The 20,256-nt window shown below is 68.7% G+C and carries 16 protein-coding genes and 1 tRNA gene; 16 read left to right on the plus strand and 1 reads right to left on the minus strand.

Features of this window, described 5'->3' with window-relative positions:
- Positions 1–5 precede the first annotated feature (5 nt).
- Positions 6–1,574, plus strand: a complete 1,569-nt coding sequence (locus OG447_RS08885; protein WP_266935928.1) for an alpha/beta hydrolase — start codon at positions 6–8, stop codon at positions 1,572–1,574.
- 205 nt (positions 1,575–1,779) lie between these two features.
- A tRNA-Thr gene (locus OG447_RS08890) sits at positions 1,780–1,853 on the plus strand.
- A 42-nt stretch (positions 1,854–1,895) separates the two neighbouring features.
- Here the strand turns inward: OG447_RS08890 and OG447_RS08895 are convergent.
- Complete coding sequence (locus OG447_RS08895; protein WP_266935929.1) at positions 1,896–2,237, minus strand: hypothetical protein; 342 nt, start codon at positions 2,235–2,237, stop codon at positions 1,896–1,898.
- 253 nt (positions 2,238–2,490) lie between these two features.
- On the opposite strand from OG447_RS08895, the gene OG447_RS08900 reads away from it, so the two are divergent.
- The 14 genes from OG447_RS08900 (at position 2,491) to OG447_RS08965 (ending at position 20,255) form a co-directional block, all read left to right on the plus strand.
- Positions 2,491–3,120, plus strand: coding sequence for a CGNR zinc finger domain-containing protein (locus OG447_RS08900; protein WP_266935930.1), 630 nt, complete (start codon positions 2,491–2,493; stop codon positions 3,118–3,120).
- Positions 3,121–4,139: 1,019 nt separating this feature from the next.
- On the plus strand, positions 4,140–5,477 hold the full coding sequence (locus OG447_RS08905; protein WP_266935931.1) for an MFS transporter: 1,338 nt from the start codon (positions 4,140–4,142) through the stop codon (positions 5,475–5,477).
- Positions 5,443–6,687: an acetyl-CoA carboxylase biotin carboxylase subunit family protein gene (locus tag OG447_RS08910; protein WP_266935932.1), complete on the plus strand. Its 1,245-nt coding sequence runs from the start codon at positions 5,443–5,445 to the stop codon at positions 6,685–6,687. The genes OG447_RS08905 and OG447_RS08910 overlap by 35 nt, the downstream gene beginning before the upstream one ends.
- Positions 6,668–7,192 (plus strand): methylaspartate mutase, encoded by a 525-nt coding sequence (locus OG447_RS08915; RefSeq protein WP_266935933.1) that lies wholly within the window; start codon positions 6,668–6,670, stop codon positions 7,190–7,192. The genes OG447_RS08910 and OG447_RS08915 overlap by 20 nt, the downstream gene beginning before the upstream one ends.
- Positions 7,193–7,229: 37 nt before the next feature.
- Positions 7,230–8,534 (plus strand): ATP-grasp domain-containing protein, encoded by a 1,305-nt coding sequence (locus OG447_RS08920; RefSeq protein WP_266935934.1) that lies wholly within the window; start codon positions 7,230–7,232, stop codon positions 8,532–8,534.
- A 5-nt stretch (positions 8,535–8,539) separates the two neighbouring features.
- Positions 8,540–9,862, plus strand: coding sequence for a SidA/IucD/PvdA family monooxygenase (locus OG447_RS08925; RefSeq protein ID WP_266935935.1), 1,323 nt, complete (start codon positions 8,540–8,542; stop codon positions 9,860–9,862).
- The gene (locus OG447_RS08930) at positions 9,859–11,268 is read left to right on the plus strand and encodes an aspartate aminotransferase family protein (RefSeq protein ID WP_266935936.1); all 1,410 of its coding nucleotides are present in this window, start codon (positions 9,859–9,861) and stop codon (positions 11,266–11,268) included. Before OG447_RS08925 ends, OG447_RS08930 begins: the two co-directional genes overlap by 4 nt.
- A complete protein-coding gene (locus OG447_RS08935; RefSeq protein WP_266935937.1) occupies positions 11,265–12,473 on the plus strand; it encodes a fatty acid desaturase in 1,209 nt (402 codons plus the stop codon). Before OG447_RS08930 ends, OG447_RS08935 begins: the two co-directional genes overlap by 4 nt.
- Positions 12,470–13,768, plus strand: a complete 1,299-nt coding sequence (locus tag OG447_RS08940; RefSeq protein ID WP_266935938.1) for a hypothetical protein — start codon at positions 12,470–12,472, stop codon at positions 13,766–13,768. The genes OG447_RS08935 and OG447_RS08940 overlap by 4 nt, the downstream gene beginning before the upstream one ends.
- Positions 13,762–15,147, plus strand: a complete 1,386-nt coding sequence (locus OG447_RS08945) for a methylaspartate mutase (protein ID WP_266935939.1) — start codon at positions 13,762–13,764, stop codon at positions 15,145–15,147. The genes OG447_RS08940 and OG447_RS08945 overlap by 7 nt, the downstream gene beginning before the upstream one ends.
- A 79-nt stretch (positions 15,148–15,226) precedes the next feature.
- Entirely contained in the window at positions 15,227–16,255 is a 1,029-nt protein-coding gene (locus tag OG447_RS08950; protein ID WP_266938809.1) for an aspartate-semialdehyde dehydrogenase, read from the plus strand.
- 340 nt (positions 16,256–16,595) lie between these two features.
- A complete protein-coding gene (gene ahcY, locus OG447_RS08955; protein ID WP_266935940.1) occupies positions 16,596–18,065 on the plus strand; it encodes an adenosylhomocysteinase in 1,470 nt (489 codons plus the stop codon).
- Positions 18,066–18,364: 299 nt separating this feature from the next.
- Positions 18,365–19,642: a serine hydrolase gene (locus OG447_RS08960; protein ID WP_266935941.1), complete on the plus strand. Its 1,278-nt coding sequence runs from the start codon at positions 18,365–18,367 to the stop codon at positions 19,640–19,642.
- Positions 19,643–19,736: 94 nt separating this feature from the next.
- Positions 19,737–20,255, plus strand: coding sequence for a GNAT family N-acetyltransferase (locus tag OG447_RS08965; protein ID WP_266935942.1), 519 nt, complete (start codon positions 19,737–19,739; stop codon positions 20,253–20,255).
- Position 20,256: the final 1 nt, after the last annotated feature.

Below are 20,256 nucleotides of genomic sequence, written 5' to 3' on the forward strand. Positions count from 1 at the left end.
GAGGGATGGACACCAGTCGCGTGCTGCGTACCACCGGGACCGTGATCGCAGCCGCAGGGCTGCTGCTCTCCGGGTGCAGTTCGGGCGGGTCCGGGGGACTCACGGCCGCCGCGTCCTCCGGCGGCCGCGAGGACGTGTCCCCGGCCGAGCCGTCCGCCGCCCCCGCCGCGCTCCGCCCCTACTACGAGCAGAAGCTGAGCTGGCGCGACTGCGGTGTCCCCGGGTTCCAGTGCGCCACCATGAAGGCCCCGCTGGACTACGCGAACCCCGGATCGGGCCAGGACGTGGACATCGCGGTGTCCCGCCGCGCCGCCACCGGCCCCGGCAAGCGGCTCGGCTCGCTGCTGGTCAACCCCGGCGGCCCGGGCGGCTCGGGCATCGGGTACCTCCAGGCGTACGCGGGCATCGGCTACCCCGCGCCCGTCCGTGCCCAGTACGACATGGTCTCCTTCGACCCGCGCGGCGTGGCCCGCAGCAGCCCCGTCGAATGCCTGACCGGCCCGGCCATGGACCGGTACACGCAGGTGGACCAGACGCCGGACGACACGGCCGAGCGGGCGCTGCTGGTGGCCGCGTTCAAGGAGTTCGCGGCGTCCTGCCAGGCACGCTCCTCACGGATCCTGCCGCACCTGTCCACCGTCGACGCGGCCCGGGACATGGACGTGCTGCGCGCGGTGCTGGGCGACGCGAAGCTCTCCTACGTCGGAGCCTCGTACGGCACCTTCCTCGGGGCGACCTACGCGGAACTCTTCCCGGGCCGGGTCGGCCGGCTGGTCCTGGACGGCGCCATGGACCCGTCCCGCCCGGCCGTCGACCTGAACCGGGACCAGACGGCGGGCTTCGAGACGGCCTTCACCTCCTTCGCCAAGGACTGTGCGGAGCAGTCCGACTGCCCGTTCGGCAAGGGAGACCCGCGGGAGGTGGCCGCGCGGCTGAAGGAGTTCTTCCGCAAGGCCGATGCCCAGCCCGTACCGACCGGTGATCCGGACCGCCCGCTGGGGGAGTCCCTGGCGACGACCGGGGTGATCGCGGCGCTGTACGACGAGAGCGCCTGGCCGCAGCTGCGCGAGGCGCTCACCGCGGCGATGGACGGCGACGGTGCCGGCCTGCTGAGCCTCGCCGACAGCTACTACGAGCGCGAGCCGGACGGCAAGTATGCCAACCTCATGTACGCGAACGCCGCCGTCAACTGCGTCGACCAGCCCCCCGCCTTCAACGGTCCGGACGCGGTCCAGACCGCCCTGCCGTCCTTCGAGAAGGCCTCCCCGGTCTTCGGCGCGGGCCTGGCCTGGGCCTCGCTGAACTGCGCGTACTGGCCGGTCGAGGCCACGGGCACGGCGAAGCCGCTGAAGGCGCAGGGCGCTCCGCCGATCGTGGTGGTCGGCACCACCCGCGACCCGGCGACCCCGTACAAGTGGGCGCAGGCCCTGGCCGGCCAGCTCGACTCCGGGATCCTGCTCACCTACGACGGCGACGGCCACACGGCGTACGGCCGGGGCAGCGACTGCATCGACACCTCGATCAACCGCTACCTGCTGGAGGGCAAGCCCCCACGGGACGGCAAGAAGTGCTGAGGGCCGGGGAAGACCGGTAGCCAGCCCCTGAGGCGAAGCCGGGGCCGAGCAGAGGAGCCGGCCGAATACATCCGATCCACCCCGGTATGTGACCTGCCTCTCCCCGCCCCACAACCCGGTTCGGGGCACCCCCTCCCACCCTGTAGACTTGGCGCCGCTGCTGATGAGCACCCCTCTCCGAGGGAATACTTGTCTGACCAGCGGTGCCGCCTTAGCTCAGTTGGCCAGAGCAACGCACTCGTAATGCGTAGGTCTCGGGTTCGAATCCCGAAGGCGGCTCGGATTAGCCCCAGGACTCACTCGCCGTGACCTGGGGCTTTTTCATGCCCTGACCAGTCGAGGGCGGAACGCGATGATCTTCGCGCCTTCCTGCGTGCCCATTGCGTGCCCATCCTGCTGAGCGGGTGCCGGTGTGACCTCGACCGCATCCTCGGCCGGAGCGGCGACCTGAACGGGCCGCCGTACGGCACCCCTCGGCACCATGGCGGCCGTAGCCTCGGCGGCGTCGCGCGCAGCCTTGGGCATGACCGACTGGTAGAGCTCGGCGCCCTGCTTGACCCGATGCGCTTCGAGCACCTCGACGGTGTACTCGTCGAGCGAGATGATCCGCTCGCCGCTGTCCGTCTTGGGCGCCGACTCGACGACTTCCCATCCGTCCTGCACGAGCTGTGTCGCGACAGTGAGCTCGCCTGTGCCGGTGTTGTAGTCGGACCACCGGACGCCGCACTGATCGTTTCGTGCGGATGTGAGTGCGGCCCGCCGGGTGCGGTGTCCTGCCGGTGTCCAACGAGGCCTGGGCGCGGCTCCTTGAACTCTGTGTCCGCCGTCGGGGGCGGCCCGTCCTGCTAGGGTCCGTGCTTCAAGTCCGGGCCGCAGGAGCACGCGGCCCCGCAGCCGAGCTGGGGTATTCATCGTAATGATCACCCATGACGTGCAGCGCGCACTGGATGTGCTGGTGGGGCTGCTGAACACCGCACCGGACGTCTGCGGTCGTGAGGACCTCTCGGATCTCGCGGCGCTGCGCGGCTTCTTGGCCCGCCACGGGATCGGCGGGCCGAAGGCGCCGGCCGCGTCCGACCTGGCGGCGGTGCTGCGGGTCCGGTGCGGTTTCCGGGACGTGCTGCGGGCCAACTCGACGCAGGCCGCGGTCGTACTGGTCAACACACTGATCTCGGGGGCCGGAACCACTCCTCGGCTGACCCACCACGACGGGCAGGGTTGGCATCTGCATCACTTCGCCCCCCAAGGCGCCCCGGCCGACGATCTGGCGGTCGACGCGGGTATGGCGCTGGCGTCCGTCATCGTCGCAGGGGAGTGGGAGCGGCTGCGCCGCTGTGCAGCACCCGGTTGCACCCGCCATTTCCTGGATCTGTCGCGGAATCGATCACGGCGTTACTGCGACTCCCGTACCTGCGGAAACCGGCTGCATGTCGCGGCCTATCGGACCAGGCGTCGGACCGGCCCCGAGGGCATGAGCAGTGCGGCCCTTATCGAGACCGAAACCGTCGTCCCGATCTCGGGCCTCCATGCCCCGCAGTCTTTCTGACGCCAGATCAGTAGAGATGTCCGCAAACGCCGTTATCGTGACAGGCGTCGGTTTCCCGCACCGTTCCAGATGTTCGGAATCACCCGCTGCCCGGTGGTCGGGGAGATCGGAGAACTGACCCGGCGGTCCGTCCGCGCGGTCGACGATTCGACACGCTGTCAGCCATTGCCGCGGTGCCCCGAGGAGCCCTCCCACCTGCGGCGGCATGCCGGGGCCCGGCTCCACATCCCTACGTGGCGCGGTCTTCCGCGGGACGCCTCCGAGGGAGGGGACGAGTGTGACCCGAAGAGTCGGGCTCCCTGTGCGATCCCGCGATCAAACCACCTGAAACCACGTCAACTCCCGTAGGGGTTACCGCTTCGCTGCGTATCCATCCAATTCGACAAGTCCCGCAATATCGCCCATGACGGTGTATCAAATGACGAACTGGCACTTGGTCCCTCGGGTGGCGCTTGCCCGATGTCCACCCGCCGTTGTATGACTTGTCGTCAGTTCCCGGTTGAAACGCGTCAGTTGACCCGCAGTCCTATTAATGGCTTGATTCGTGACTGCGGGACAAGTAGGTTGATCGACGTGTTCCCGTGACCGTCAATCGAGGGGGCGGCCGTTTCGGTCGCGATCCGGTCCCGCGCAACCAGCCAGGAGTCCTTGGGCTCGGCGTTGACCAGGTGTGGCATGACTGCCCACATCCGGTCCGACACCGCCATGGGGTCCCGGCCCGGAGCTCGGCCACCGCCCTGGACTGCCGGAGCCGCGGTGATGAGCAGACCGAGCGCCAGCGCAACACACCCGGAGGCTTCGCCAGGTTGGATCGCACGGCCCGCACGTGGGCGGCGACTGTCGCCCACCGGCTTGATCGTCCAATTCTCCGCTGTGACATTCCGGTACCACCCTGCGGGTGAGCACGCCCGCCACCGTGTCGGAGCGCGGGTCACAACTGCGGGGCCGGTCCATTTCGGGTGGACCACGACCGTCGACAAATTGTTCAACAAACTTGTCGACATGAAATACGGGGAAGTATGAGCCGCGAGGCGGGGGAGAGCACGGTCAAGGCGACCGGGGGGAACGGGGAGCTCGGCGGTGGTGTTTCGGAGAAGCCTGAGCACGCCTACATGCCGACGCCCCAGATCGCACGTTTCGTGGTCGGTCGCGGACTGGCCGCACTCGCTGACCAGTTCCTGTTGTTCGCCATTCCGCTGCTCGCCTACAAGCTGACCGGCAGCGCGTCCCAGACCGGTCTGATCTTCCTTGTCGAATGGCTCCCGCGGGTGATTTTCCTGCCGATGGCCGGGGTGCTCGCGGACCGCATCCGGGGCTACGTCCTGTACATCGGCTCGGACGTCGTCCGCGCCGGACTGGCGCTGACCGCGTTCGCCCTGATGTACCTGCTCCCCGACGGGAAGTTCATCACGCTGTGCGTGCTGGCCGCCGGCATGTCTCTGGCCGGCGCGCAGTCGTACGTCGCGCTGGAGGCCACGCTCCCCCGGTTCGTCCCGATGGACCAGATGGTCCGGGCGCAGTCGATCGTCCAGGGGACAGAGCAGGTCAGTGAGGTGGCCGGACCCGCGCTGGCAGCACTGCTCTCCTCGGTGATGTCGACCAGTGATCTGCTCGCGGTGATCGGTGTGGTGTATGCGCTGACCACCCTCAACACGCTGTCCCTCCGCCGCTGGCTCAGCACAGAGACGCTCGCTGGGGCCACCGCCGAACCCACCACGGTCCGCTCGGTGATCACCGGTGTGGGCGAGGGTGTGACGACTCTGCGCAAGCTGCCCGCGATCCTGGGCCTGGTCGGACTGACCATGACGGTCAACCTCATGGTGGGTGTCGGCATGGCCACCAGCGCAGCCACCACCAGTGGCGTCTTCCACGCGCCCGATCGGTACTACGGCGCCCTGACCACCGGGGCCGGCGTCGTCGGCGTCCTGACGTTCTTCGTCGTTCCGAAACTGGCGAAGCGACTGAAGCCTTTCGCCGCTCTGATGGCGTCCTACTCCCTGATCTGTCTGGGCGGCATCGGCGTCGGCCTGGCGAACACGTTCGCGCAGTACGCGGTGAGCTATGCGATTTTGCTCGGAACCGTCGGATTCTTCAATGTCTTCATTCGCATGGAGCGGATCAGGAGAATTCCGCGGGAGCACTTTGCGAAGACGATCGGCATCATCATTTTGCTCCACCAGGTGTCCTTGCCGGCAGCCGGATTCCTGGTGACTCTCTTCGCTGTTTCGCACGGTCCACAGAAAGTCGTCCTGGGTTCCGTGATCGCCTCTGCCTGCATCGTGGTTCTGCTCATCCCGCTTCTCGCCCAGCTGAGGTACTTCCATGCGCATCCTGATCCTGCACCGAATCTCCGATAAACTGGTCCGCTACGCGGACGGCATTGACCACATGGCGCACGACGTCACTTATGTCGGCACTGCGGACCGGTTGGCCATGCTTCCGTCCGGCCTTCGCTGCACGCTCATCGAACGCCCCGGTACCGGTGACACCGCAGCGGAGGTGCTGGCCGCCGTCGCCGGGCTTTCCCCCTTCGACCTGGTGATCGCGCTCTCCGAGTTCGACCTGATCGCAGGTGCCCAGGTGCGGGCGGCTCTCGACGTACCGGGTGACCGGGAGGCGGACATCCTGCCCTCGCGGGACAAGGTGGTCATGAAGTCCGCAGTCGCCGCGGCAGGTCTGCGGGTCCCCCGCTTCCTGTCCCTGACCGAGGCGCTCGACGCCGAGTCCTGTGAACTGCCCTGGGCGGGCGAGACGGTGCTCAAGCCGCTCGACGGCGCGGCGAGCCAGGACGTCCACGTCTACCCGACGCCGGCTGCGGCTCTGGACACGATTCGGGACCGCGGGGTGCCCGAGGGCACCGAGCGGGCGGGCTTCGAGATCGAGGAGTTCGTCACCGGTCCGATCATCCACGTGGACGGCCTGCTGATCGACGGCAAGGCGGTGGCGATACAGGCCAGCCGCTACGTCGGCACATGCCTGGGGTACGTGGACGGGACGCCGCTCGGCTCGGTGCAGATCGAGCTGACCCCGGAACTGAGCCAGTGGACCATGGACTGCCTCGCCGCCGTCGGCATCACCACCAGCCTCTTCCACCTCGAAGGCATCGAGACCGCGGAGGGGCTGGTGTTCCTCGAGGTCGGGGCGCGCTTCGGTGGCGCGGACGTGGTGGACACCTTCGAGCTCGCCACCGGCCTGCACCTGCCCTCCCGATTCCTGCAGATGATCACCGGTGGTACGGACGCCGGGGTCGAGCTCAGACCGGACGACGCCGGGTCTCGCTACGGCTGGTTCGTCTGGCCGGGCCATCAACTCGGTGGCGAGTTCTGCCGGATCGATGGGGAGCGGGTGTTCCGCGAGAGCTCGCTCGCCCACCGGTGGATCCAGCGATCCAAGAGCGAGCCGATCAAGACTCAGCTCAGCTACTCGGACGCCGACGTGCCACTGGCGGGAATTGTCGGACCCGCCGACTCGGCCGAACTCGACCGTTTTCTTCGTGATGTCTTCTCCTTCGTACGTGTTGAACTCGCGGATTCCAAGGAGCTTTCCCATGCACAGCCAACCCACTGACCACCGGCCCTCCGAGGCCGTCCCGATCCACACCGTGTCCGGCGCCCCGAAGGTCATCCTGGGCGTGGCGGCGAGTGACTCCCACGTGGTGGCGAACCACCTGATCGCCTTTCAGCTGCGTCAGCTCGGCTACGAGGTGCTCAACCTGGGCGCCTGCACCCCAGTGTCCGAGTTCGTGGACTGCGCGACCGAGAACCCGGACGCCCTCGCGATCGTGATCGGTTCCATCAACGGGCACGCCGTGGAGGACCTGGCACCTCTGCGGGCCGTCCAGGCCCAGGGCGTGCTGAGCTGTCCGGTCGTGGTCGGCGGCAACCTCTCGGTGGGCAGTGAGAAGTCCGGCCGTGAGGGTGAGGCGCTGTTGGCCCTGGGCGTGGACCACGTACTGTCCGACATCGACGAGTTGGTCACGCTGCTGGCTCAACTGCGTGCGCAGGCCGAGAGCGGTGCGCGGTCCGCAGACCGTGCGGTGCCGCGCCCGTCGCAGCTCGAAGTCGCAGCCTGATCCATCTCGAACTGTTCTGTCCTAGGAAGGAGTTCCGATGTTCAACCTTCGAGGGGCCCGGTCCAACAAGGGCCGGTACCTCCTGCTGCTCGGAGCGGATCCGTTGCTGCGCGAGCGAGCAATCGTATCGGCGCTGCGGACCTACCCGGGCCCGGTGTTCGGAATGATGGAGTCTGCCGTCGTCAACGCCAACCGGGTCTTCGACCACGTGCTGGCCGCGAACCCGTACAACGCCAAGGAAGCCCTGGAGGCGGTCGAGGCGTTCGAGCGGGAGACCGGGTTCACCCCCGACGCCGTCGTCCCGATCCTCGAGCTGAACATCCACGTCGCGATGGCCATCGCCCAGCACTACGGCCTGCCGACGCTGGCCGAGGAGTCGCTGACGCTGGCGCGTGACAAGCACACCATGAAGGTGGCCTTCGAGGAGGCCGGCGTCCCGTGCGCCCGCCACCGTCTCTTCTCCACCCTCGCGGAGCTGGAGGAGGTCGCGCAGGAACTCACGTTCCCCGTGGTGCTCAAGCCCCGTGACTTCGCAGGCAGCGTCGGCGTCATCAAGGTGACCGACGCGGCCGACCTGGCGGCGGCCTTCGACCACTGCAGGGCATCGCTGCTGGAGATCGCGCCCACCTACGACTTCACCGACGGCCGGTACCAGGTCGAGGAGTTCGTCACCTCCACGCACGAGGTCTCGATCGAGGTGATCAACTACGAGGGCCGCCGCGCGGTACTCGCGGTGACGGACAAGGCCAAGGGCGCTCCGCCGTTCTTCACCGAGACCGGCCAGCTGATCCCGAGTCGGGAGAGCGGAAACACCGCCCTGCGCGAACTCGCCCTGCGGGCCTGCGAGGCGCTGCTCATCGACCGTGGCATCGCCCACGTCGAGGTGCTGATGAACGGGCCCGACGAGCAGTACGTGGTCGAGGTCGCGGCCCGCCCCGGCGGCGACGGCATCATGGACCTGATCGATCGTGTCTACGGCTACAACCCGTACGACCTGCACATCGCTGCCTACCGTCGGACCATCGACGAGCTTCCCGCCATTCCGTCCGAGCCGGAGGGCGTCGCCGCGATCGGCTTCCTGAAGGCTCCGACGGGCGTCATCACTGAGATCCACGACGTCCCGGCCGGTCCGGGTCCGGAGATCGCCCGCTACGTCACCAGCAAGGTCGGCGACCGTTCCCGCGCGGCCACCTCCTACCTCGGCCGCAACGGTGTCATCGAGGTGTTCGAGGCCGGCACCTCACCCGCCGATGCCGAGGCGGTCCAGGACCGGGTCACCGCGCTCGCCCAGGAACTCAGCTCCGAGCTGTTCACCGTGATCGAAGAAGACATAGAGCTGTGAATAATATGACTGACGACCAGGTATTCGACCTGATCGGCGTGGGCTTCGGCCCCGCCAACATCTCGCTGGCCGTGGCCATGGAGGAGCTGCACCCCGAGGTCCGCCCTCTTTTCCTGGAGGCCCGCGACACGGTGGTGTGGCAGCCCGAGATGCTGCTGTCCGGTTCGGACATCCAGAACAACCCCGTCCGGGACCTGGTCACGCCGCGGAATCCGCGCAGCCGTTACACCTTCCTGAACTTCCTGTTCGAGCAGGGACGACTGCTGGAGTACCTCAACCTAGGGCTCGAATTCCCGCTCCGCAAGGAATACAACCAATACATCACCTGGGTCGCTTCGCACTTCGCCGATCAGGTGCGGACATCCTCGCCGGTGTCGGACGTGGAGTTCACCGTTCTGCCCGACGGGACCGAGGGCTACCGCGTGCGCGTGGCCTCCGGCGAGGTCCACCTGGCCCGCGCGGTGGTGGTCGCCAACGGCCGTACGCCGTTCGTCCCCGCGCCGTTCGACCAGGTCGAGTCAGACCGCGTGATCCACCTGACCCGGTACAAGAGCACGGTGGAGCGCAATGCCGATCAGCTGCGCGCCGGCCGGGTCGCCGTGGTCGGCGGGAGTCAGAGCGCCATCGAACTCACCCTCGACCTCGCCCACCGCTTCCCGGACGCCGAGGTGGTGAACCTGAGCCGCGGATTCGCTCACCGGCTGAAGGACACCTCGCCGTTCAGCGAGGCGAGCATCATGCCCGAGTTCGTCGACTACTACTTCCACGCCTCGCAGCAGAGCAAGGACGAGCTGGACGCCGAGCTCCGGTTCACCAACTACTCGGCCGCCGACATGGACGTGCTGCGTGAGCTGTACCTGAAGATCTACGAGCAGCGTCTGGACGGCGCCCAGAAGGTGTTCGTCCGCAACAACTCCGTGGTCGACGCGGTCACGGCCGACTCCGAGGGCGTCGAACTCACGGTTCGGGAGCGGCACTTCGGGCAGACCGAGCAGGAGCGGTTCGACCTCGTCGTGCTGGCCACCGGCTTCCGCAACTTCGGTTCGGGCCCCGCCCAGGAGCCGCATCCGCCGATCCTGTCAGGGATCGCCGACCAGCTGGAGCACACCGAGCGCGGTGCGGTGGCCGTCGGCCACGGTTACCTGGTCTCGGCGAAGGACGGCCGGGCGATCCCGCCGCTGTTCATCTACAACCTCAACGAGTCCTCGCACGGCATCTCCGACGCGGGTTCGTTCAGCCTGCTGTCGCTGCGGGCCGAGACCATCGCGCACGGTGCTGCCAAGCTGCTGGCGGGTACCGAGCCGCAGAACGGCGAGGGCGACCAGTGAGCACCACCGCGCAAACCGGCGTCCTGGTGCGGACCGAGCTGCCGGGTCCGCGCTCGCGCCTACTGCTGGACGAGCAGGCCACCAACGAGTCGTCGGCCCGCACCTATCCGCGCAACGTTCCGATCGCCCTGTCCGGCGGCCGGGGCTCCTACGTCGAGGACCTGGACGGCAACCGGTTCCTGGACTTCCTCTCCGGAGCGGGCGTGCTCGCCCTCGGGCACAGCCACCCGGAGCTGCTGGCCGCCGCCCATCGGCAACTCGACATCGCCACCCACTCCCTGGACTTCCCCACCGAGGTCAAGCAGGAGTTCACCCGGCGACTGCTCGACCTGCTGCCGGGTGACATGGGGAGCCGCTCCAAGCTGCACTTTTGCGGGCCGACCGGGGCCGACGGCATCGACGCAGCGATCAAGCTCTGCAAGACGTACACCGGTCGCGCCGACGTCATCGCGTTCCACGGCGGGTTCCACGGAAGCACCCAGAGCACCATCGCGATCACCGGGCTGAGGTCCTCCAAGGAGCACCTCGGCAACCTGATGCCGGGCGTCTCGTTCTTCCCGTACTCCTCCTGCTTCCGCTGCCCGCTGTCGCTGAAGCCGGACAGCTGCGAGATCAACTGCGCCCAGTACCTGGCCAATGTCCTGGACGACCCCAACGGCGGCGTCCGCCGGCCGGCGGCCGTGATCCTCGAACTGGTCCAGGGCGAGGGCGGCGTGGTGCCGGCCCGGCTGGAGTTCGTCCAGCAGCTCCGGGAGATCACCCGGCGGCTGGACATTCCGCTGGTCATCGACGAGGTGCAGTCCGGCTGCGGGCGGACCGGTACCTGGTACGCCTTCGAGCAGTACGGGATCGAGCCCGATGTGGTGGTCTCGTCCAAGGCGGTGGGTGGGGGCCACCCCGCCTCGGTGATCGTTTACAACGAGCGTCTCGACGGCTGGAAGGCCGGCGCGCACACCGGTACCTTCCGCGGCAACCAGCTCGCCTTCGCCTCCGGGGCCGCGCTGATGCGCGTCGTCGCGGAGGACGGCCTGCTGGACAACGTCCGCGAGGTCGGTGCCCAGCTGCGCCAGGGGCTCCAGGAGCTGCAGCACCGGTTCCCCTTCCTCGGCGACGTCCGGGGGATGGGTCTGATGCTGGGCGTCGAGGTGGTACCGACCGCGGACCGGTCCGCCTCCGAGGTGGCCGATCTGATCAGAAAGGCCGCGCTCCGTCGCGGTCTGCTCTTCGAACTCGCCGGCCGCGACGACTGCGTGGTCCGGTTCCTGCCGCCCCTCAATCTCGACCGGACCGAGGCGGAGGAGGCGCTGGAGATCTTCGGCGCCGCCGTTGCCGAGGTGGCCGAGGAGTGTGCGCGGCCGCTCCCCTCCAAGTTCCAGGATGCGGATACCGAAGGAGTGAGGTCATGACCCAAATAGACGAGCGCATATCCACTTCCAAAGTGGACCAGCCGGACGCGTCGACCGCGATCCGAGCATCCTTCCAACGCTTTCCCCGCTGGACCCAGCATCTGTGGACCTGGATCACCGGTAAGGCCCTGCCCGGCCAGAAGCCGCTGGTCAAGCTCAACGTGGTCACCTACGTGATCCTCGACCTGGTGGGGCTGGCCGTCGGTATCGGCTCGGCCTGGTGGATCGTCAGCAGTGGTCCGACGATCGCGCTGCTGCTGCTTCCGCTGTGCTGGGTCGTGACGGTTTCGGCCGCACGGATCTGCTCCACGGTGATCGCCCATCACTGCATGCACACCCGGTTCACCGGGAAGATCAAGTACGACCGTGAGATCGCCCAGGTCCTGTCGACCCTGGTGTGCACGGAGGATGCGGACCAGTACTACGAGGACCACATCAACCTGCACCACCGCAAGGAGACCTTCGCGACCATCGCGGACCCGACCATCCAGCACCTGCTCAAGCTGGGGTTCCGGCCGGGGATGACGGTGCCGGCGCTGTGGCGCCGGCTGGCGTTCACCGTGGTCTCGCCGATGTTCCACGCGGAGTTCCTGGCCACCCGGCTCGCCCAGAACCTGTGGCGCTCGGCCACGTACCGCCGGATCATGTCGCTGGCCTACCTCGGCGCCGTGATCGGTCTGGTCACCTGGCAGGGCGCCTGGCTGCCCTTCGCCCTCGCCGTTCTCGTGCCGATGATCCCGCTGTACCAGATCGTTGCGCTGCTGGAGTTCCTCAGCGAGCACGCTTGGTTCAAGGCCAAGGACGACACCCTCGGTGGCCGGGCCTTCCACGTCTCGCACTCCTGGGGCCGGTTCAACGGCGACGCGCTGCCGGAGCAGGGGATCGGTGTGGTCCGCTCGGTCGGAGCCTGGAGCCGATGGACCCTTCGGCTGGCCTTCTACCACCTGCCGTCTCGCATCCTGGTCGTGCCGGGCGACCTGGCCGCGCACGACTTCCACCACCGCAAGCCCTCCACCTTCGAGTGGGTCAGGGCGTCGTACGCCCGCCAGGCGGACATCGACGCGGGCCACCCGAAGTGGCCTGCATACACCGATGTGTGGGGCCTGGGCGTCGCGATCGACCGGGTCTTCACGATCCTGAGCGAGGAGGAGGAGTCCTCCTGGGAGCTCGTCAGGGCCGAGGGCCCACTGGTGGCAGCGGAGTGATCACCGAAGCAGAGGGCACGGCCCCGGTGAGCGCCGTCCGGACGGGGGAGTCGCCCGACTCGCCGCCGTCCTGCCCGTCCTCGTCCGAAAAGCCGCTGCTGGTCGTCAAGTTCGGCGGCTCCTCGTTCGTGGACCTGGGCGACTACCGCGAGGTCGCCGACTACCTGGGGCGGCTGTCCGAGACGCACCGGGTGGTCGCCGTGGTCAGCGGCATGTCCGGAACCACCGGCCGGCTGCTGGAGGCGGCCCGGACGATCGACCCGGATCTGCACCCCGAGGTCCAGGACCAGGTCCTGGCGACCGCCGAGATGGTCAGCGCCGGCTTCCTGCGTGCCGCCCTGCAGGCCGGGGGCTACTCCGCCCTCGACCTGTGGGCGTCCCAGATCGGCATCCTCAGCGACGACCGGGCCACCCGCGCGAAGATCCGTTCCATCGACACGCGTCCCCTGCTCGACGCGCTGGCCCGGCACCAGGTGGTCGTCGTGGCCGGCGGCCAGGCAGTCCGGGCCGACGGCCGGATCACCATGCTCGGCCGCAACAGCTCCGACCTCACCGCCGTCGCGCTGGCGGCGGCGCTGGGGGCCGAGCACTGCGAGATCTTCTCCGATGTGCCCGGTGTGTACACCGCTGACCCTTATGTGGTGCCGTCCGCGCTGCTGCTGCCCCGGCTGACCTACGAGCAGTGCGCCCAGATGTCCGCCAGTGGGGCCAAGGTGCTGCACCGCGGTTCGGTGGAGGTCGGTCGCGAGCATGGCGTCACGATCGTGTGCCGGGCGCTCGACGGCAGGGGCTCCGGCGAGCCCCTGACCGCCTCGACCGGAACGGTCGTCGGCGGCGGTCCGCACGGGACCGCCGTGGTCGGCGAGCGCGGTGCGCAGCTGCACAGGTTCGACGGGCTCCAGGGCTGGGCCGAGCCGGGGCTGCCCGCGCTCGACTCGGCGCTGGCCGCGCTCGCCGCGGAGGCCTTCGACGTGGTTGCCGTGCCGTCCGGCGCGGACACCGTGCTGGTGTTCACCGGCTCGCAGGTGGGCGTCACCGGCGCCCTGGAGCGGCTCGGGGTCAAGACCGAGCCGCTCGTCGGGCTCGGCCTGGTGTCGGTGGTCGAGGCAGATGGCCGGACCGACCGCAGGCTGCTGCCGCTGGCCGAGCTCGACGCCGAGGTGCAGCGGTTGCACGCCGAGGCGCACGGTGCCGGGGCGGCGGAGGGCGAGCGGTTCCGGGGTTCCAAGCGGCGCTCGGCCCACAGCTCACTGCTGTCCTCGACCCCGACGGTGACGGCCGGGGCGGCATGCTGAAACTCGATCGACTGCCCGACCTGGGCGAGTCCATCAGTTATGTCGCCTCCCTGGGCAAGCCCACGGTGGCGGAGCTGCTCAGCGAGGCTGAGCGGGTCGGGCTGCCCCTCGTGCAACCCCGGTGCGGAGTGGGTGGCCACGCCGCCATGCGGGATCTGCTCACCGGTCTGGAGAACCATGCCGCCCCGGACATCCTGACGACCACGATCGACTCGCACACCCGGCTGCTCCAGTTCGACAGCGTCCGCCGGGCACTGGACGTCGATCCGAGCAGGCTCAACGGGTACCCACTGGTGACGCACGGCTGGGAGCGGGGCCGGGACCTCAACGAGGCGGTCCGGGCCCCGATCCAGGTCCGCCATGGTTCGCCCGACGGGCGGCGGCTGTTCGAGACCGCCATCGCCTCCGGGTTCACCTCCTACGAGGGGGGTGGGATCGGGTACAACGTGCCCTATTCCAAGAACGTGGAGATCGTCGAATCGCTGCGGACCTGGCAGCAGGTCGACCGCTTGGCGGGCGAGGTGACCGCAGCCGGTCTGCCGATCGACCGGGAGCTGTTCGGCACCTTGACCGCGGTGCTGATGCCACCGTCCATCTGCATCGCCACCACGCTTCTGGAGGCGGTGCTGGCGGCGGCTGAGGGGGTGCGCTGCATATCGATCTCCTACCCGCAGGGCGGCCACCTGTGGCAGGACCTGGCGGCGCTGCGCTCCATCCACCGTTTGGCCGCCCGGTACCTCGACACCTCTCCGGGGCCGTCCGGGGTCCGGGTCCACACCGTGCTGCACCAGTTCATGGGGGTGTTCCCGCAGGAGCGCCGCCAGGCGGCCCAGCTGATCATGTACGGCGGGCTGACCGCGGCCCTCGGCGGAGTCGCGAAGGTCGTGACCAAGTCACCGGCCGAGGCCAAGGGGATCCCCACCGAGGCCGAGAACAGTGAGGGCATCCGCCTCACCAGGCTGGGCATGAGCAGGGCCGCCGACTTCCCGGTCGACGAGGAGGCGGTGGCCGCCGAGATGGGGCGGATCGAGCGCGAGGTGCAGGAGTTGGTCGATCCGATACTGGAGCAGACCGATCTGGTCCGGGCGATCGGCGCGGCCTTCGACCAGGGCCGGCTCGACGTGCCCTTCGCGGCAAGCCGGTTCGTCCGGTCCGCGGTGGTGCCCTGCCGGGATCCGGGGGGCGCCATCCGCTTCGCGGAGATGGGCGACCTGTCGTTCGGCGCCGCCACCCGCCGGAGTAACGACGAGTGCCTGCAGCACTGGTCCGGCGTCGGCAGCTCGCTCGACAGTCTCGTTCGGGACATCAATTTCATGGCTGACGGTCTGGACGAGGTCGCTCTCGCCCGGCTGGCTGCCACACCCGCGTCTGCTCGATAGAGCAACGGCTTCTGAAGCCAATCCACACCAGAAGGAGTTCAGGATGTCCCCTGCCAGTGAGGCAGCAGTCCGCAACGGTCTGCGGATCGGTATCGTCGGCGCGACCGGGTTGGTCGGTACCGTCATCCGGAACATTCTCGAAGAGCGGGACTTTCCGGTGGCCGGGATCCGCTGCTTCGCCTCCAGCCGCTCGGCTGGCAGCGTGCTCCTCTGGAAGGGGGAGGAGGTGGTCGTCGAGGACGCCGCGACGGCCGACCCGAGCGGCCTCGACGTCGCGATCTTCTCCGCCGGCGGCGCCACATCGAGGGCACTCGCGCCGAAGTTCGCCGCAGCGGGCGCGATCGTCATCGACAACTCCTCCGCCTTCCGACTGGACCCGGAAGTGCCCCTGGTGGTCGCCGAGGTGAACCCGGAGGCGATCAAGGAGGCGCGCAAGGGAATCATCGCCAACCCCAACTGCACCACCATGGCGGCGATGCCCGTGCTGAAGCCGCTGCACGACCTGGCCGGTCTGGTCCGGCTGCGGGTGAGCAGCTACCAGGCAGTTTCGGGCGGAGGAGTGGCCGGCCTCGGGGAGCTCGACGGCCAGGCGGTCCAGGCGGCCGGGCTGGGCACCGAGCTCGCGATGGACGGAACGGCCGTGGAGTTCTCCGCGCCGGTCATGTTCCCGCGCACGATCGCGTTCAACGTGGTGCCGTTCGCGGGCTCGCTGGTCGACGACGGTTCCCTGGAGACGGACGAGGAGCAGAAGCTCCGCAACGAAAGCCGGAAGATTCTCGGGGTGCCCGACCTGAAGGTGTCCGGCACCTGCGTGCGGGTCCCTGTCTTCACCGGGCATTCGCTCTCCGTGCACGCCGAATTCGATGCGCCGATCACGGTCGAGGAAGCCACCGCGCTGCTCGCCGTGGCTCCTGGGGTCGAACTCAGCGAGATCCCCACGCCACTTCAGTCGGCCGGTCGGGATCCAAGCTTCGTCGGTCGGATCCGTCAGGATCAGAGTGTCGACGGTGGACGAGGGCTGGTGCTCTTCATCAGCAATGACAATCTCCGAAAGGGTGCCGCGCTGAACACCGTGCAGATAGCGGAACTCATCGCCGCCGGACGATGAACAGCCCCTCGGCCCGGTGGAGCCGCCGGAAATACCGGGACGTTCCGGCAATCCCTGTCCACAAGACGCGAGTTGGACGGAATGGATTCACCGGGCCCTGGGTCCGACTGCGGAGCCCTGGGCAGCGCGCCCGTTGCGCCGTATCTGTAGTATTGTGTCCCCTCTGGTGAAGTCAGCTTTGGGCGATTGCGATCGAGTGCGATGAGCATTCTCCAAGGCCCGGGAAGTCGACCGCCGTTCGCGCGTGGGGACCAGGTACCCGCAGCCGCCGTACCTGGTTGCGGGAGAGCCGATACGCTCCATTGCAGCAACGACGTATTTGGCTTTCAGAGGGGATCCCGTGAGTAGCTCACGCATCGCAGACAGCGCAGGCTCGGTCCACGACTTCAAGGTCGCCGATCTGGCACTCGCCGCATTCGGCCGCAAGGAGATCGAGCTGGCCGAATACGAGATGCCCGGCCTGATGGCCCTGCGCCGTGAGTACGCCGAGCAGCAGCCGCTCCGCGGCAAGAAGATCGCCGGCTCGCTGCACATGACCATCCAGACCGCGGTGCTCATCGAGACCCTGGTGGCGCTGGGCGCGGACGTCCGCTGGGTGTCCTGCAACATCTTCTCGACCCAGGACCACGCGGCCGCGGCCGTCGTCGTCGGCCCGAACGGCACCGTGGACAACCCTCAGGGCTGTGCGGTCTTCGCCTGGAAGGGCGAGACGCTCGAGGACTACTGGTGGTGCACCGAGCAGCTGCTCACCTGGCCGGACGGCTCGGGCCCCGACTCGATCGTCGACGACGGCGGCGACGTCACCCTGCTCGTGCACCTCGGTGTCGAGTACGAGGCCGCCGGCGCGGTTCCTGCCGCCGGTCCTCAGGACTCGGAGGAGCACGGGATCGTCCTGGAGACCCTGCGCCGCTCCGTCGCCGAGCAGCCCGGCAAGTACACCCGGATGGCGGAGTCCATCATCGGCGTCTCCGAGGAGACCACCAACGGTGTCCGTCGGCTCTACAAGCTGGCCAAGGACGGCGTGCTGCTCTTCCCGGGCATCAACGTCAACGACTCGGTCACCAAGAGCAAGTTCGACAACAAGTACGGCATCCGCCACTCCCTGATCGACGGCATCAACCGCGGCACCGACGTGATGATCGGCGGCAAGCTCGCGGTCGTCCTCGGTTACGGGGACGTCGGCAAGGGCGCGGCCGAGTCGCTGCGCGGCCAGGGTGCCCGCGTCGTGGTGACCGAGATCGACCCGATCTGCGCGCTGCAGGCGGCCATGGACGGTCTCAAGGTCGTCCGCCTCGACGAGGTCGTCGGCGAGGCCGACATCTTCATCACCACGACCGGCAACAAGGACATCATCATGGCCGCCGACCTGGCCCGGATGAAGCACCATGCCATCGTGGGCAACGTCGGTCACTTCGACAACGAGATCGACATGGCCGGCCTGGCGGAGGTCCCCGGCATCGAGCGGACCGAGATCAAGCCGCAGGTCCACTCCTGGAAGTTCCCGGACGGTCACGCGGTGCTCATCCTCAGCGAGGGGCGCCTGTTCAACCTGGGCAACGCCACGGGGCACCCCAGCTTCGTGATGTCAGCCTCGTTCTCGAACCAGACGATCGCCCAGATCGAGCTGCACGCCAACCCCGGCACGTACGGCCGTGAGGTCTACATCCTGCCGAAGCACCTGGACGAGAAGGTGGCCAGGCTGCACCTGGCGGCGGTCGGCGCGAACCTGACCACGCTCACCAAGGAGCAGGCGGACTACATCGACGTGGACGTGGCCGGCCCGTACAAGGCTGACCACTACCGCTACTGATCCACCGGTACTGGTCCACCGCTACTGGTCACATCGCGGACTGCGGGGCATGTGCGTCGGAAGCTCCGACGCACATGCCCCGCAGTGCTGTCGGGTACATCGGGCGTGCCGCGGAATCGAGACAGTACAGCGAGTCGCTTGAGCCAGGTCCATCACGCGAGCCCCGTGGGGGAGGCCGACGTCCTCGGTGCGGGTGGCGTGGGTGCTTCTGGGGGCGTGGGGCTGCGGTCGCTGGGGGAGGGGGTGGGGGATACGTTGGAGGGGTTACGGCAGTGGCGCCACCTGGCAGGAGGCCGGCCATGACGACACGGTTGCGCAGAGCGGCGGTGGGGGTGGCTGCCGCGGGGCTGGTGATGGTGCCGCTCGGGGTTGCGGCGGGGGCTTCCGGGCAGGAGGTGCGGGTACCCGGTGTGGCCGTCGTGGCGCCCGGCGCGGGATCCGGTGCTGTCGGCGCAGTGGCCGGTGCGGCCGGCGCGGTGCCTCCTGTGGACGGGGAGTTTGCGCAGTTGACGCCTGCCGTGGCGCGGGAGTTGGACGAGGCCGTGCGGAAGGTCATGGCCGATGCGAAGGTGCCCGGGGTGATGGTGTCCCTGTCGGCGCCCGGCAAGGGCGAGTACGTGCGCAGCTTCGGGGTCGCCGACAAGGCGACGGGCGCCGCCATGGAGCCCGGCCTGTACATGCGGATGGGCAGCGAGACGAAGACCTTCACCGTGACCGCGATGCTGGAGCTGGTCGACGAGGGCAAGGTGGGCCTGGACGACCCGATCGGGAAGTACGTCGCCGGGGTCCCCAACGGCGACAGGATCACCCTGCGCGAGCTCGCCGGGATGCGGAGCGGGCTGTTCAACTACTCCCAGGACGAAGGCTTCTTCAAGGCCCTGACCAGCGACCCCCGTCGCCAGTTCACCCCGCAGGAGCTGCTCGCCTACTCCTTCGGGCACCCGGTGAACTTCGCGCCCGGCGCGCAGTTCGAGTACTGCAACACCAACCTGATCCTGCTCGGCCTGGTGGTGGAGAAGGCCAGCGGCGTCCCCCTCGCCGAGTACATCGGCCGGGAGGTCGTCGAACCGGCCGGGCTGCGGCACACCGTCTTCCCCTTCGGCGCGGAGTTCCCCAGTCCGCACGCCCACGGCTACACGAACCAGACCGCCACCGGGAAGACCGAGGACGCCACCGACTGGAATCCCTCCTGGGGCTGGGCCGCCGGCGCGATGGTCTCCGACCTCGCCGACCTGCGGACCTGGGCGAAGGTCCTCGCCACGGGCGAACTGCTGACCCCGGCCACCCAGGCCCAGCGGCTGAAGACCACCCCGGCCGGCGATCTGCCGGACACCGGCTACGGCCTCGGCATCTTCGACGTCGACGGCTGGATCGGGCACAACGGCTCGCTGCCCGGCTACCAGTCGCTGACCGTGTACCTGCCCGGGCCGCAGGCCACGATGGTGGTGCTGCTCAACACCGACATCGCCTACGAGGGCTCCGAGCCCAGTTCGCTGTTCGGTGAGGCGATCACCAAGATCGTGACCCCGGACAACGTCTTCAGGCTGCCCGCCCAGCCCGTGACCGGAAGCCACTGAGCCCCTCTCCCCGCCGTCCTTCCGCCTCCGCGCACAATGGTCCCCGGCGCGCGGACGGACACGAGCGGACATGAGCGGACACCAGGAGAGACGTATGAGCGGTCAGGCGGTACAGCAGGGCGCGGACGCGGGCGCGGACACCACGGAACCCGGCGGCTCCGGGGTCGTGGTGCGCGTCGCCGGGGAGGCGGACCTCCCGACGGCGGCCGCGCTGTTCCGCGGCTACCTCGACTTCTACGAGGTGGCCCCCACCCCGGACCCGGACCGTCCGCGCGCCTTCCTGGCGGAGCGGATGGCGAAGGACGAGTCCCTCGTCCTGCTCGCCGACGTCCCGGGGGCCGGCACGGTCGGCTTCGCGCAGGTCTACCGCACCTTCTCCTCCCTCTCCATGCAGCCCGTCTGGGTCCTGGGCGACCTGTACGTGGACCCGTCGGGCCGCCGCACCGGCGCGGGCCGGGCGCTGCTGCGCGAGGTGCTGGGCCGGGCCCGGGAGGCCGGGGTGGCCGGCGTACAGCTGGAGACCGCGTACGACAACCACCTCGCGCAGGGGCTGTACGAGGCGGAGGGATTCGTCCGCGAGGGGTTCCACGTGTACTTCCACGAATTGGGCTGAC

Origin of the sequence: Streptomyces sp. NBC_01408 (genome assembly GCF_026340255.1) — a bacterium.
Classification (GTDB): domain Bacteria; phylum Actinomycetota; class Actinomycetes; order Streptomycetales; family Streptomycetaceae; genus Streptomyces.